This window comes from Aeromonas sp. 9A, from assembly GCF_963900955.1.
Taxonomy (GTDB): domain Bacteria; phylum Pseudomonadota; class Gammaproteobacteria; order Enterobacterales; family Aeromonadaceae; genus Aeromonas; species Aeromonas salmonicida.
Window position 1 is genome coordinate 4,146,715 of the sequence record NZ_CAWRFG010000001.1, and the last position, 12,928, is coordinate 4,159,642.

Annotated in this window: 13 protein-coding genes; 9 read left to right on the top strand and 4 right to left on the bottom strand. The window is 57.9% G+C overall.

From position 1 onward, the window contains the following. Window positions 1-85: 85 nt before the first annotated feature. The 3 genes from aceE to ampD form a co-directional block, all read right to left on the bottom strand. Window positions 86-2,746 carry a pyruvate dehydrogenase (acetyl-transferring), homodimeric type gene (gene aceE, locus AACX78_RS19150; protein WP_005314149.1) on the bottom strand — a complete coding sequence of 887 codons (2,661 nt, stop codon included), beginning with the start codon at window positions 2,744-2,746 and terminating at the stop codon, window positions 86-88. 79 nt (window positions 2,747-2,825) lie between these two features. Beyond that, the gene (gene pdhR / locus AACX78_RS19155) at window positions 2,826-3,590 is read right to left on the bottom strand and encodes a pyruvate dehydrogenase complex transcriptional repressor PdhR (RefSeq protein ID WP_005314150.1); all 765 of its coding nucleotides are present in this window, start codon (window positions 3,588-3,590) and stop codon (window positions 2,826-2,828) included. Window positions 3,591-3,866: 276 nt separating this feature from the next. Then, the gene (gene ampD, locus AACX78_RS19160) at window positions 3,867-4,439 is read right to left on the bottom strand and encodes a 1,6-anhydro-N-acetylmuramyl-L-alanine amidase AmpD (protein WP_159167125.1); all 573 of its coding nucleotides are present in this window, start codon (window positions 4,437-4,439) and stop codon (window positions 3,867-3,869) included. Window positions 4,440-4,588: 149 nt separating this feature from the next. On the opposite strand from ampD, the gene AACX78_RS19165 reads away from it, so the two are divergent. From AACX78_RS19165 to yacG, 9 genes are all read left to right on the top strand, one after another. Further along, window positions 4,589-5,059, top strand: coding sequence for a retropepsin-like aspartic protease family protein (locus AACX78_RS19165; RefSeq protein WP_201302895.1), 471 nt, complete (start codon window positions 4,589-4,591; stop codon window positions 5,057-5,059). Window positions 5,060-5,063: 4 nt separating this feature from the next. Beyond that, complete coding sequence (nadC, locus tag AACX78_RS19170) at window positions 5,064-5,921, top strand: carboxylating nicotinate-nucleotide diphosphorylase (RefSeq protein ID WP_159167126.1); 858 nt, start codon at window positions 5,064-5,066, stop codon at window positions 5,919-5,921. A 335-nt stretch (window positions 5,922-6,256) separates the two neighbouring features. Then, the gene (locus AACX78_RS19175) at window positions 6,257-6,649 is read left to right on the top strand and encodes a pilin (RefSeq protein WP_083195368.1); all 393 of its coding nucleotides are present in this window, start codon (window positions 6,257-6,259) and stop codon (window positions 6,647-6,649) included. A gap of 6 nt (window positions 6,650-6,655) precedes the next feature. Beyond that, entirely contained in the window at window positions 6,656-8,362 is a 1,707-nt protein-coding gene (gene tapB, locus AACX78_RS19180; RefSeq protein ID WP_159167127.1) for a PilB family type IVa pilus assembly ATPase TapB, read from the top strand. A gap of 128 nt (window positions 8,363-8,490) precedes the next feature. Next, on the top strand, window positions 8,491-9,732 hold the full coding sequence (locus AACX78_RS19185) for a type II secretion system F family protein (protein ID WP_021140339.1): 1,242 nt from the start codon (window positions 8,491-8,493) through the stop codon (window positions 9,730-9,732). 127 nt (window positions 9,733-9,859) lie between these two features. Then, complete coding sequence (locus tag AACX78_RS19190) at window positions 9,860-10,735, top strand: prepilin peptidase (RefSeq protein WP_159167128.1); 876 nt, start codon at window positions 9,860-9,862, stop codon at window positions 10,733-10,735. 19 nt (window positions 10,736-10,754) lie between these two features. After that, a complete protein-coding gene (coaE, locus tag AACX78_RS19195) occupies window positions 10,755-11,369 on the top strand; it encodes a dephospho-CoA kinase (RefSeq protein WP_159167129.1) in 615 nt (204 codons plus the stop codon). 37 nt (window positions 11,370-11,406) lie between these two features. Continuing rightward, window positions 11,407-12,129, top strand: coding sequence for a cell division protein ZapD (gene zapD, locus AACX78_RS19200; RefSeq protein WP_201302896.1), 723 nt, complete (start codon window positions 11,407-11,409; stop codon window positions 12,127-12,129). Between the two features lie 9 nt (window positions 12,130-12,138). Then, window positions 12,139-12,333 carry a DNA gyrase inhibitor YacG gene (yacG, locus tag AACX78_RS19205; protein ID WP_005314167.1) on the top strand — a complete coding sequence of 65 codons (195 nt, stop codon included), beginning with the start codon at window positions 12,139-12,141 and terminating at the stop codon, window positions 12,331-12,333. Window positions 12,334-12,410: 77 nt separating this feature from the next. Here yacG and mutT read toward each other — a convergent pair whose 3' ends face one another. Then, window positions 12,411-12,818, bottom strand: coding sequence for an 8-oxo-dGTP diphosphatase MutT (gene mutT / locus AACX78_RS19210; protein ID WP_159167131.1), 408 nt, complete (start codon window positions 12,816-12,818; stop codon window positions 12,411-12,413). Window positions 12,819-12,928 lie beyond the last annotated feature (110 nt).

The window sequence follows — 12,928 nt, forward strand, 5'->3', positions numbered from 1 at the left end:
AGTGCTTTATCCTCTTACGCGTCTGTCGCGTTAACCTTTGCAAGGCAGTGCTGGGCAATGTGTCCCGGCACTGCACTCGATCCTCTTACGCGTACAGCGGGTTGACCTTGTCGGCATCGATGCCGTACTTGGCGATGGCGTCAGCCACAACCTGCTTGTCGATCTCGCCGCGCTTGGCCAGTTCGGTCAGGGCAGCAACTACCACGTAGAATTCGTTCACTTCGAAGTGACGACGCAGGTTGGCACGGCTGTCGGAACGGCCGTAACCGTCGGTACCCAGCACACGGTAGTGCTCGGTCGGTACGAAGGCACGCACCTGATCAGCGAAGGACTTCATGTAGTCGGTCGCAGCTATGGTGGCTTCGGAACCCAGTACGGTCGCGATGTAGGGTACGCGAGCCTCGGCGGTCGGGTGCAGCATGTTCCAGCGATCCACGTCCTGACCGTCACGGGCCAGTTCGTTGAAGGAGGTGACGCTGAACACGTCGGAACCCACGCCGTATTCGCTGGCCAGGATCTGGGCGGCGGTGCGCACATGACCCAGGATGGAACCACAACCCAGCAGCTGTACCTTGCCCTTGGTGCCGGCAACGGTTTCCAGCTTGTAGATACCCTTGCGAATACCCTCTTCTGCACCTTCCGGCATGGCCGGCATGGCATAGTTTTCGTTCAGGGTAGTGATGTAGTAGAAGACGTTCTCCGGCTTCTCACCGTACATGCGACGCAGGCCGTCCTGGACGATAACCGCTACTTCATAGGCGTAGGACGGGTCATAGGAGATGCAGTTCGGGATGGTGTTCGCCAGGATATGGCTGTGACCATCTTCGTGCTGCAGACCTTCACCGTTAAGGGTGGTACGACCCGAGGTCGCGCCCAGCAGGAAGCCACGGGCTTGCTGGTCACCGGCTGCCCACGCCATGTCGCCGACGCGCTGGAAGCCGAACATGGAGTAGTAGATGTAGAACGGGATCATCGGGCAATCGTTGGTGCTGTAAGAGGTCGCAGCAGCCAGCCAGGAGGACATGGCGCCCAGCTCGTTGATACCGTCTTGCAGAACCTGACCCTGCTTGTCTTCCTTGTAGTAGGAGACGATGTCGCGGTCTTGCGGGGTGTACTGCTGACCGTGCGGGCTATAGATACCGATCTGGCGGAACAGGCCTTCCATACCGAAGGTACGGGCTTCGTCAGCCAGGATCGGGACTATGCGCTTGCCGATGGACTTGTCTTTCAGCAGCACATTCAGGGAACGCACGAACGCCATTGTGGTGGAGATCTCGCGAGCCTGCTCGCCCAGCAGGGGACCAAAGGTCTCCAGCGCCGGGATGTCCAGCTTGGTGGTGGTCTCACGCAGACGGGTCGGTACATAGCCCTTAAGCGCGGCACGGCGGGCGTGCAGGTATTTGTGCTCTTCGGTACCCTCTTCGATCTTCAGGTACGGCAGGTTTTCCAGCTGCTCGTCGGTGACCGGCAGGCTGAAACGATCGCGCAGGTGACGCACAGAGCCCAGATCCATCTTCTTGACCTGGTGGGCAATGTTCTTGCCTTCGGCCGCTTCGCCCATGCCGTAACCCTTGATGGTCTTGGCCAGGATGACAGTCGGCTTGCCCTTGGTCGCTGCAGCTTTGGAGAAAGCGGCAAACAGTTTACGGGGGTCGTGACCACCGCGGTTCAGGGCGAAGATCTCCTCGTCGGTCATGTCTTTGACCAGCGCGGCGGTTTCCGGGTAACGGTTGAAGAAGTGCTCACGCACGTAGCCGCCATCGCGGGACTTCATGGTCTGATAGTCGCCGTCCACGGTTTCGTTCATCAGCTGGATCAGCTTGCCGGACGTGTCTTTCTTCAGCAGCTCATCCCACTTGCGACCCCAGATAACCTTGGTGACATCCCAGCCGGCACCTGCGAACAGGCCTTCCAGCTCGTTGATGACCTTGCCGTTACCTACGACCGGACCATCCAGACGCTGCAGGTTGCAGTTGACCACGAAGACCAGATTGTCGAGCTTTTCACGCACGGCAACGGTCAGGGCACCCTTGGCTTCCGGCTCGTCCATCTCGCCGTCACCCAGGAAGGCGTAAACGGTCTGCTCGGAGCAATCCTTGATGCCACGGTCGGTCAGGTACTTCAGGAAGCGAGCCTGATAGATGGCGGCGATGGGGCCCAGACCCATGGAAACGGTCGGGAACTGCCAGAAGTCCGGCATCAGTTTCGGGTGCGGATAGGAAGGGATACCCTTGCCGTCCACTTCTTGACGGAAGTTGTCCAGCTGATCTTCGGTCAGACGACCTTCAGCGAACGCACGGGCGTAGATGCCCGGGGAGATGTGACCCTGGAAGTAAACCAGATCGCCACCGTCCTTCTCGCTGCGAGCGCGGAAGAAGTGGTTGTAGCAAACTTCGTAGATGGTCGCAGAGGAAGCGAAGGAAGACATGTGACCACCGAGGTCCAGGTCTTTCTTGGAGGCGCGCAGCACTATCATCATGGCATTCCAGCGGATGATGGCGCGGATGCGACGTTCCATCTCCAGATCGCCCGGGTAAGCCGGTTCGTCACTGGACGGGATGGTGTTGATGTAGTCGCGATTCGCCTTGGCAGCCACGTCCACACCGCTCACGCGGGCTTTCTCGGCCAGTTGTTCAAGAATGAACTGAGCGCGTTGCGGACCCTCTTCACGCAGCAGGGATTCCAGAGAGGCAAGCCACTCCAGCGTTTCTATCGGGTCCACATCGTTCTTCAGGATATCAGACATGGCTGGTTCCTATTTTGTTGTGATTGCACGGCATTGCACGGCGAAGGGCGCAAGCATTCGACAATAAAGCCTTGTGGGATTAGTTTTCCTGCTGACGGATCCGACGCATGGATCGCTGGATCCGGCTGTCTTCCCTCTGCATATCCAACAAGGTGTCCTCGATAAAGGCCAGGTGCTCATGACAAGCAGCCCTGGCCCGCTCCGGAGCCCCCGACAGGATAGCCTCGATCAGATGCGCACGATGGCGACGTATCTTGGCTACCACTCCCGGACGGCGATTCAAAATTTCGTTATTACGTAAAATGTTCTGCTCAAGCATGGGGCCCATGGCCCGCAACAGGTGCAGCAGCACCACATTGTGGGACGCCTCGGCCACCGCCAGATAAAACTGGGTAACGGCGGCAGATTCGGTGACCAGCGAACCTTGCTGACCGGCTTCCTCGATGGCGGACTGCGCATTGCGTATCCGCTCGAAGTCGGCATCGGTTCCCCGCAACGCAGCATAGTAGGCACAGATGCCTTCCAGCGCGTGACGAAACTCCAGCAGGTCATACTGGGCTTCCGGGTGGGTGCTGAGCAGCTCGAACAGGGGATCGGCGATCCCCTTGCTCAAGGCATTTTGTACGTAAGTGCCACCGCCCTGACGGCGATACAAGAGTCCTCTGGCTTCCAGGCGCTGGATGGCTTCGCGCAGGGAGGGGCGCGATACCTGAAACTGGATGGCGAGTTCACGCTCGGGCGGCAACTTCTGGCCCGGTTGCAAACTGCCTTCCAGAATCATCTGTTCCAACTCGGCGACAATGGCGTCGGCCAGCTTGGGTTGAGTAATCTTGAGATAGGGCATGAGGCTACTTTGTTAAATTGGTATTACCAATTTCATGAATGGGGCGAAAATTAGCAGAGGGCTTGGAAAAAGTCCACCCAAAAGATGATCTGAATCAAGGTTCAACCTTGCCACTTAAGGGGTAAAAAGAGGGATTTATGATTTAGCTCATAGAAATTGGTCTGACCAATATTTTTGAGCTGGCTCACAGGCAACATTTGATCAACAGCAGGAAAAAATGGCCTGCCATAAATGCAAGCCATTGATTTTAAAAACACTAACTTATCTTTAGAATATTTACTTAAAGTTGAGCATTTGCAGATAGCGCTGCCATTCGAAACTGTCACCCGGATCCGTCTTGCGCCCGGGGGCAATATCACAATGACCGACAATCCGTTGCGCAGTAATGGCAGGATAATGGCGAGATATGGTTCGACTGAGCCCTGACAGCACCTCATATTGCGCATCGCTGTAGGGCTGCTCGTCGGTTCCCTCCAGCTCGATGCCGATGGAAAAGTCGTTGCAGGCCTCTCTCCCCTCCCAGCTCGATATACCGGCATGCCAGGCGCGTGCGCCAAACGGTACGTATTGCACCAGCTCACCGTCCCGCCGGATCAGGCAGTGGGCCGAGACCCGCAGCTGATGAATGCTGGCGAAATAGGGATGCGCAGTCGGATCGAGCCGGCCCAGAAAGAGATCGTCAATCCAGGGACCGCCGAACTCCCCTGGCGGCAGGCTGATACCGTGTACCACCAGCAGGGAGATATCGTCCACACTGGCTCGCTCGTTGTGGTGCGGTGACGGCACCTTGCGCGCCTGCTCACACCAACCGTCTGAATCAATGGAAAAAACTGCTTTAGGCTGGGTCATCATCTACTCGTTCTGCAATGGAATGGCGCACTTGACAAGGAGCGACTGGGCAGCAGGATGATTCGCCTCTCACGGTCGCCGCAATCGCCTGAATCCAGCCAGGCAACTGTGATAGGCTGAGCCCTCTGTTGCCCAACGCAGGAAAGGATATGCACCCTATGGCACGCCGCTTCTGGTTGCTGGCCTGGCTCTCTTTGATGGGGCTGCTGACCCTCTATTTCCACCACAGCTCGCAACCGACCGTGACCGCCAGCGGTGAGCTGCGGCTCAAAGCCGATGCCAGCGGCCATTATCGTCTGGAGGGTGCCATCAACGGCCAACCGGTGCAACTGCTGCTGGACACGGGCGCAACCCGGGTCACAGTGCCGCTGCATGTGGCCGAGCGCATCGGGCTGACCCCCAGCGGCCATAGCCGTGTCAACACGGCAGCCGGCATCATCCAGGTTCAGACCGGTCAGATCGAAACCCTGGCGATGGGTCCGCTGACCTTGTACGATTTGCCCATCTTTATCAATCCAGCGGCCGGCGGGGACGAGATCCTGGTGGGCATGAATGCCCTCGGCCGGCTGGAATTGCGCCAAAAAGACAGGCAGTTGCTTCTCAGACCCTTGCAGGAATAAAGGCATGTTTCAACAGGATATCAGCCGCGCCGTGTGCGCCGCGCTACTCGAAGACCTAGGTCAGGCCCTCACCACGCTCGATCAACCTGATGCCAGCGCCGATATCACGGCCCAGCTGATCCCGGCGGATCGCATTGCCAGCGCCCGTGTCATCACCCGGGAGGCGGGCGTCTTCTGTGGCCAACCCTGGGTGGATGAAGTGTTCGCCCAGCTCGGCGGCGAGGTCAAGGTGGAGTGGAAAGTGCAAGATGGCGAACTGCTCTCCCCCAATCAGGAGCTGTTTCGCCTGCACGGCCCGGCCCGCGTCTTGCTGACCGGCGAGCGCAACGCATTGAACTTCGTGCAGACCCTTTCGGGTGTTGCCACACTCACCGCCCGCTACGTGGCCGAACTGGCGGGCACCGACTGCCGTCTGCTCGATACCCGCAAAACCCTGCCGGGGCTGCGCACCGCCCAGAAATACGCCGTCACTTGTGGCGGTGGCAAGAACCACAGAATCGGCCTGTTCGACGCCTACCTCATCAAGGAGAACCATATCCTTGCCTGCGGCGGCATAAGCGAAGCCATCACCGAAGCCCGCCGCCTCAATCCGGGCAAACCGGTGGAGGTGGAGGTCGAATCCCTGGCCGAGCTGGCACAGGCACTGGCCGCCAACGCCGATATAGTGATGCTGGACAACTTCGATGTGCCCATGATGCGCGAAGCCGTGGCCCTCAATCAGAGCCGTGCCAAGCTGGAGGTCTCCGGCAATGTGACGCTGGACACGCTGGCAGAATATGCCGCCACCGGCGTCGACTTTATCTCGGTAGGGGCACTGACCAAGCATGTGCGGGCACTAGATCTCTCCATGCGCTTTATTTAGCTGGATAAAGCCAACTGAGAAATACTCGCGATCTCATCATGGCTCGGCTGACATATAAGAAGATGAAGGACTTGCAAAAGGCGCCACGGGCGCCTTTTCTTTATGCAGGATCCCTCAGCAAAGGAGTGTGATGATGGACCCCATCCCGCCAGTAAAAAAGAGCCAGTAGAGGCTCTTCATCCATGATTTATATCAAGTTCTTCGCAAATGACAGGAAACTAGTTAACAAAGGCGATGCGCTCTGTTGCCAAGTCGAACAGCTCGGATAAGATACTGACGTGTGGATAGTTTTCCACCAGCACGTCTCAGGAACCAAGGACAAAAGGATATTTGACATGAAGAAGCAATCAGGCTTTACCCTTATCGAACTGATGATCGTGGTCGCGATCGTCGCCATCCTGGCCGCCATCGCGCTACCGGCGTATCAGAATTATACAAATAAGGCCAAATTTACCGCAGCTGTTTCGGCAACAGGACCAGTAAAAACGGAAGCTGAAATCTGTGCGCAAACTACCGGTAACTACGGATGTTCCAATCTATCTGCTGCAAGTAACTTTGCAGTTCCGGCAGGAGTAACTTTAACGCTTAGTGGTAATACCAGTGCCAGTACCAGCATTACAGTTACAACCTCAATGGCTTCACCTTCTGGAGCATACAGCTTGGTAGGGGCAATTAGCGGTGGTGTTGTTTCATGGACTGGGACATGCAGCCCGGCTAATTTCTGCTAATTGCACATGACCTCTAGCCCCAATAGCGGCCTGGCGTTAAGCCTGGCCGCCTCATCCCTGCTCAGTGAGTCCGACTCACAGCGTTACCTGAGCCAAGCCAAGGCCCAGCGCAAACCCTTCGTGACATTTCTGATTGAAAACGAGATCCTCGACAGCAAGGCGCTGGCGGATTTTTGCGAGCTGGAATATGGGGTACCTCTGCTGGATCTTGCCGCCTTCGACCTGGCCGAGATCCCGCAGAAGTACCTCAATCAGAAGCTGATTGAAAAACACCATGTGCTGCCCATCTACACCCAGGGCCATACCCTCTATATTGCCATGTCGGATCCGACCAATGTGTCGGCACTGGAGGATTTTGGCTTCAGCTTCGGGCTCCATAGCGAAGCCCTGCTGGTGGAAGAGAACAAGCTCACCGCCGCCATCGGCAAGCTGCTGGAAAGCGAACAGGATGCCCTCGGCATGGAGGAGATCGACGAGTCGGAGATCTCCGAGCTGGAAGTCTCGGACGAAAACTCCCGCCTCGATGAGAGCGTCAATACCGCAGATGACGATGCCCCCATCGTCAAATACATCAACAAAATCATGATGGATGCCATCAAGCGCGGGGCCTCGGATCTGCACTTCGAACCCTATGAGACCAAGTACCGTATCCGCTTTCGTATCGACGGCATACTGCACGAGATAGCGACGCCGCCGGTCAATCTGGCCAACCGCTTTTCGGCACGCCTCAAGGTGATGGCGCGACTCGATATCGCCGAGCGACGACTGCCCCAGGACGGTCGCATCAAGCTCAAGCTGTCGCGCAACAAATCCATGGATATGCGGGTCAACACACTGCCCACAATGTGGGGCGAGAAGATCGTTATCCGTCTGCTGGACTCTTCCGCAGCGCGGCTCAATATCGAACAGCTCGGCTTCGACGACCGGCAGAAGGCACAGTATCTGCGGGCCCTCTCCAAGCCCCAGGGCATGATACTGGTGACAGGCCCGACCGGCTCTGGCAAGACGGTCTCTCTCTATACCGGCCTCAATATTCTCAACACCACAGAGGTGAACATCTCCACTGCCGAAGATCCAGTGGAGATCAACCTGCCCGGTGTCAACCAGGTACAAGTCAATCCCAAGGCGGGGCTGACCTTCGCCAGCGCCCTGCGCTCTTTTCTTCGCCAGGACCCCGATGTGGTGATGGTGGGGGAAATCCGGGATCTGGAAACCGCCGAGATTGCCATCAAAGCCGCCCAGACCGGCCACCTGGTGCTCTCCACCCTGCACACCAACTCGGCTGCCGAAACCCTGACCCGGATGATGAACATGGGGGTTCCGGCCTTCAACATCGCCTCTTCGGTAACCCTCATCATGGCCCAACGCCTCGCTCGCAAGCTCTGCGATCACTGCAAGGCGCCGGAAGTGGTACCCGAGGCTGAATTGCTGGAGCTGGGCTTCACCCAGCAGCAGTTGGCCGCCGGCTTGCGCCTGTTCAAACCGGTAGGCTGCAAAGAGTGCTCGGGGGGCTACAAGGGTCGGGTCGGTATCTACGAAATCATGCTAATGTCTGAAAACATTGCAAAATTGATCATGCAAGGGGCCAACTCCCTGCAAATTGCAGCGATTGCTCAAAAAGAGGGGATGCGAACCCTGCGTGTCTCGGGCCTGGAGAAGGCCCGCTTGGGAGTGACCAGCCTGGCAGAGATCAACCGGGTGACCACCAACTGACAGACCATGTTCAATCAGACAGACTGATCCAGGTGATGCCGAACCGGCATCCTTGACGATTCCCATCAGGCCAGGGCATCCAGGCAACAAGAGAGTCGGATGCCAGCGCCCAATTGCAGGATGCAGTGATGGCAACGCTAACGCAAAAACAGAATGCCCCCAAGAAAGTCTTTGCCTTCCGCTGGAGCGGGGTAAATCGCAAGGGTCAGAAGGTATCCGGCGAGCTACAGGCCGACAGCATCAATACGGTCAAGGCCGAACTGCGCAAGCAGGGGGTCAATGTCACCAGAGTGAGCAAAAAGAGCCAGGGGCTTTTTTCCAAAGGTGGCGCCAGGATCAAACCGATGGATATCGCCATCGTTTCACGTCAGATCACCACAATGCTCTCCGCCGGGGTACCTCTGGTGCAGAGCCTGCAGATCATAGCCCGCAGCCATGAAAAAGCCGCCATGCGCGAGCTGATGGGCCAGATCGCTGCCGATGTGGAGACAGGCACCCCGATGTCAGATGCCCTGCGCCGCCACCCTCGCCATTTTGATGCGCTCTATTGCGATCTGGTGGAAGCAGGCGAGCAATCCGGCGCCCTGGAAACCATCTACGATCGCATCGCCACCTACAGAGAAAAGTCGGAAGCGCTCAAGTCCAAGATCAAGAAGGCGATGTTCTATCCGGCCATGGTCATCCTGGTCGCCATCGTCGTCACCTCCATACTGCTGCTGTTCGTCATCCCGCAGTTCGAGGACATCTTCAAGAGCTTTGGCGCCGAGCTGCCCATCTTCACCCAGTTTGTCATCGGCATCTCCCGCTTCATGCAGGATTGGTGGTATGTGATATTTGGCGGAATAGGGCTTGGCATTTTCCTTTATGTAAGAGCCTGGCGCGCGTCCCAAAAGGTCAAAGACAACACAGACAAGTTCATCCTCACCATTCCCGTGGTGGGCATGATACTGCACAAGGCGGCCATGGCCCGCTTCGCCCGCACCCTCTCCACCACCTTCTCGGCGGGCATACCCCTGGTGGATGCACTGATCTCGGCCGCAGGCGCCTCAGGTAACTATGTCTATCGCACCGCCGTCATGGCCATTCGCAACGAGGTGGTAGCCGGCATGCAGATCAACGTGGCGATGCGCACCGTGGATCTCTTCCCCGACATGGTGATCCAGATGGTGATGATCGGTGAGGAGTCAGGCGCCATCGATGATATGCTCTCCAAGGTCGCGACCATCTTCGAGCAAGAGGTCGATGACTTGGTCGACGGCCTCACCAGCCTGCTGGAGCCTCTCATCATGGTGGTGCTGGGTGTACTGGTCGGCGGCATGGTCGTTGCCATGTACCTGCCCATCTTCAAGCTGGGTGACGTGGTAGGTTAAGGAGGCAAAAGACGCCTCTCTGATGGCGCCTATGTCCGATTACGCTGCGCTAATCGAACCTACGAGGCTGCGCCGCAAGTATCCTGCGGCCGCTACATATATGGTTTTTCAACACTGACGGTTGGTTATGACACTTCTTCTCGAGCTGGCACACGGCTTGCCATGGCTCTACTTCTCGCTGGTATTTCTCTTCTCCCTGATGATCGGCAGCTTTCTCAACGTGGTGATCCACCGCCTGCCCATCATGCTGGAACGGGAGTGGCAGGCCGAATATCGCAGCTATTTCAGTTCAGACACGCCGCAGCCAGAAGCTGACGAGCGCTACAATCTGATGGTGCCGCGCTCCTGCTGCCCTCACTGTAATCACCCCATAACGGCCCTGGAAAACATTCCCCTGCTGAGCTGGCTCTGGCTCAAAGGTCGCTGCCGGGGCTGCCAGACCGCCATTTCGGCTCGCTATCCGCTGGTGGAGCTGCTGACCGCTCTGCTCTCTGTGGTGGTTGCCATGACGCTCACCCCTGGCTGGGACACGCTGGCTGCCCTCCTGCTGACCTGGGTGCTGGTGGCACTCACCTTTATCGATCTGGACAAGATGCTGCTGCCGGACCAGCTCACCTTGCCGCTGCTGTGGGGTGGGCTGCTGTTCAACCTGCTTGGCGGATACGTGCCCCTCGGCGATGCGGTCATCGGCGCCATGGCAGGCTATCTGGTGCTGTGGAGCCTCTACTGGGCCTTCAAGCTGCTTACCGGCAAGGAGGGCATGGGCTATGGGGACTTCAAACTGCTGGCGGCGCTGGGAGCCTGGCTTGGCTGGCAGGCGCTGCCCATCGTACTGCTGCTCTCTTCTCTGGTCGGCGCCATCTTCGGCATTGGCCTCATTTTGCTGCGCAACCATCACCAGAGCAAACCCATCCCCTTTGGCCCTTATCTCGCCATCGCAGGCTGGATCGCATTGCTCTGGGGCGATAGCATCACCCGCTGGTATCTCTCCACTGTCCTCTGAAAAAAGGGTGCACTGACCCATGTATATCGTTGCAATCACAGGCGGTATTGGCAGCGGCAAAACCACCATTGCCAACCAGTTTGCCGAGCTTGGCATAGACATAGTGGATGCGGACGTCATCGCTCGCGAAGTCGTGGAGCCCGGCACACCGGCACTGGCCGCCATCGCCGCCCAGTTTGGCCCCGAGATGCTGGATCCGCAGGGGCAGCTCGATCGGCGCCGCCTGCGGGAGCGGGTATTCAGCGATCCTGACGCCAAGGCATGGCTCAACGGCCTGCTCCATCCGCTGATCCGCCAGGAGATGCTGCGCCAGTGCGCCAACGCACGCTCGCCCTATTGCCTGCTGGTGGTGCCGCTGCTGATCGAGAACCGACTTACCCAGCTGGCCAACCGGGTGCTGGTGATCGATGTGGATGAGGCAACCCAGATTGAGCGGACCTGTCGCCGGGATGGCGTTAGCCGGGCGCAAGCAGAGGCCATTCTGGCTGCACAGGCAAGCCGTGCCGAGCGGCTCGCGGCAGCCGATGACGTGCTGGACAACCAAAGTGACGCAGCCGAGACCATAAAGCGCCGGATTTTAGCGCTGCACGAGACATATATGGCATTTGCCTCTCAACAAGCCAGTCAAGTGTGAGTACACTAGGCCGGTTTATGGCTGGCCAGGATTAGGCATGATTTACGATTTTCCCCTCAATGAAAAAAGCCGGACCTATCTTCGTCTGGAGTCTCTCTTTTCCCAGATCCGCGACAATCTGGACAGTGACCAGTCCTGGGCACATATCGCCTTCTTCAAGGGGCTGTTCGATCTGCAAGAATTGCTGGAGCGCGGAGACCTGCGAGCCGATCTCATCAAGGATCTGGAGCGTCTCGGCCAGCGTCTGAGCCACTGGGCCAGTCTGCCGGATGTCGATCTGGAACAGATCAAACAGATGCAGCAGGAGAGCACCCAGCTCTCTCGCAACCTGCTCAGTGCCTCACGCCCCGGCGCTCGGCTGAAAGAGGATAGACTGCTCGGCTCCATCCGTCAGCGCTTCTCCATTCCGGGCGGTCTGTGCGCCTTCGATGTACCGCAACTGCACCACTGGTTGGGTACGCCGACGATGGTTCGCAACCAGCAGATGCAACTTTGGCTCAGCGACATCAATCTGCTGATGAATGCCATTACCCTATTGCTGCGGCTATGGCGTGAATCCGGCAACTTCAGCGACGAGATCGCTACCAATGGTTTCTTCCAGGATACTGCCGAGAATGCGGAACTGATCCGCATCCGCCTGCCCGATGCCCAGCAGTGCTATCCGACGCTGAGCGGCCACAAGAACCGTTTCGCGCTGCGCTTCCTGCCCACTACAGATCAACAGATTGGCGACGTTCCCTTCCAGCTCGCCTGCTGCTAAGGAGTAACCATGGTCACCAAAGTAAAGTGCCCGACGTGTAAAACCGAATTGGAATGGGGGCCGCAGAGCCCGTTCCGCCCCTTCTGCAGCAAACGCTGCCAGCTTATCGATCTTGGCGAATGGGCGGATGAAGAAAAGCGAATCCCGGGCCCCATCAACCCGGACCTGCTGCCTTACCCGGATGAAGGTGAGCAGTGGCAGTGAGCCGCACACAAAAAAGGGCCGACAAGGCCCTTTTTTAATTGCTGTCAAATCCGTAGCAATGACTTAGCCATGGTCAATCAGATCGCCAGAGAGGCTTGCAGCCGCCCCACGATAGGATCGTTGGCATCCGGAAACTGGTATTCATGCAGTGATGCCAGCGGCACCCACAGGCACTCCTGCCCCTCCTTGCCAAACGGCTCACCGCTAAAACGGGTCACCTTCCAGATATCCAGCAGCACCTGCTTCTCGGGGTAGTCATGATGCAGCTCCATGAAGGGAGCGCAATCCAGCACCCGGATACCGATCTCTTCCCACAGCTCCCTGTCCAGCGCGGTGAGCAGGTCTTCCCCCGCCTCTACCTTGCCACCCGGGAACTCCCAGCGATCGCCCTGATGGCGGTCTGAAGAACGCTTGGCGATGAAGATATCGCCCTGCTCATTCTCGATGACGCCAACCGCCACCCAGATCCGTTTTTTCTGTTCCATCTTGTTACCTCTGCGCCCTCGGCTTGATCGGACCACTCGATGATGCCCGGTATCCAAAGACACTTCGCCAATCGAACCTGCAAACCGAGGCTAACGCCTCATCGTCTTCA

Bases quoted from the DNA above. Each gene is read 5' to 3' on its own strand.
- AACX78_RS19165 (WP_201302895.1), top strand. From the start codon at position 4,589: ATGCACCCTATGGCACGCCGCTTCTGGTTGCTGGCCTGGCTCTCTTTG.
- mutT (WP_159167131.1), bottom strand. From the start codon at position 12,818: ATGGAACAGAAAAAACGGATCTGGGTGGCGGTTGGCGTCATCGAGAAT.
- ampD (WP_159167125.1), bottom strand. From the start codon at position 4,439: ATGACCCAGCCTAAAGCAGTTTTTTCCATTGATTCAGACGGTTGGTGT.
- yacG (WP_005314167.1), top strand. From the start codon at position 12,139: ATGGTCACCAAAGTAAAGTGCCCGACGTGTAAAACCGAATTGGAATGG.
- AACX78_RS19175 (WP_083195368.1), top strand. From the start codon at position 6,257: ATGAAGAAGCAATCAGGCTTTACCCTTATCGAACTGATGATCGTGGTC.
- tapB (WP_159167127.1), top strand. From the start codon at position 6,656: ATGACCTCTAGCCCCAATAGCGGCCTGGCGTTAAGCCTGGCCGCCTCA.
- pdhR (WP_005314150.1), bottom strand. From the start codon at position 3,590: ATGCCCTATCTCAAGATTACTCAACCCAAGCTGGCCGACGCCATTGTC.
- AACX78_RS19190 (WP_159167128.1), top strand. From the start codon at position 9,860: ATGACACTTCTTCTCGAGCTGGCACACGGCTTGCCATGGCTCTACTTC.
- zapD (WP_201302896.1), top strand. From the start codon at position 11,407: ATGATTTACGATTTTCCCCTCAATGAAAAAAGCCGGACCTATCTTCGT.
- aceE (WP_005314149.1), bottom strand. From the start codon at position 2,746: ATGTCTGATATCCTGAAGAACGATGTGGACCCGATAGAAACGCTGGAG.
- AACX78_RS19185 (WP_021140339.1), top strand. From the start codon at position 8,491: ATGGCAACGCTAACGCAAAAACAGAATGCCCCCAAGAAAGTCTTTGCC.
- coaE (WP_159167129.1), top strand. From the start codon at position 10,755: ATGTATATCGTTGCAATCACAGGCGGTATTGGCAGCGGCAAAACCACC.
- nadC (WP_159167126.1), top strand. From the start codon at position 5,064: ATGTTTCAACAGGATATCAGCCGCGCCGTGTGCGCCGCGCTACTCGAA.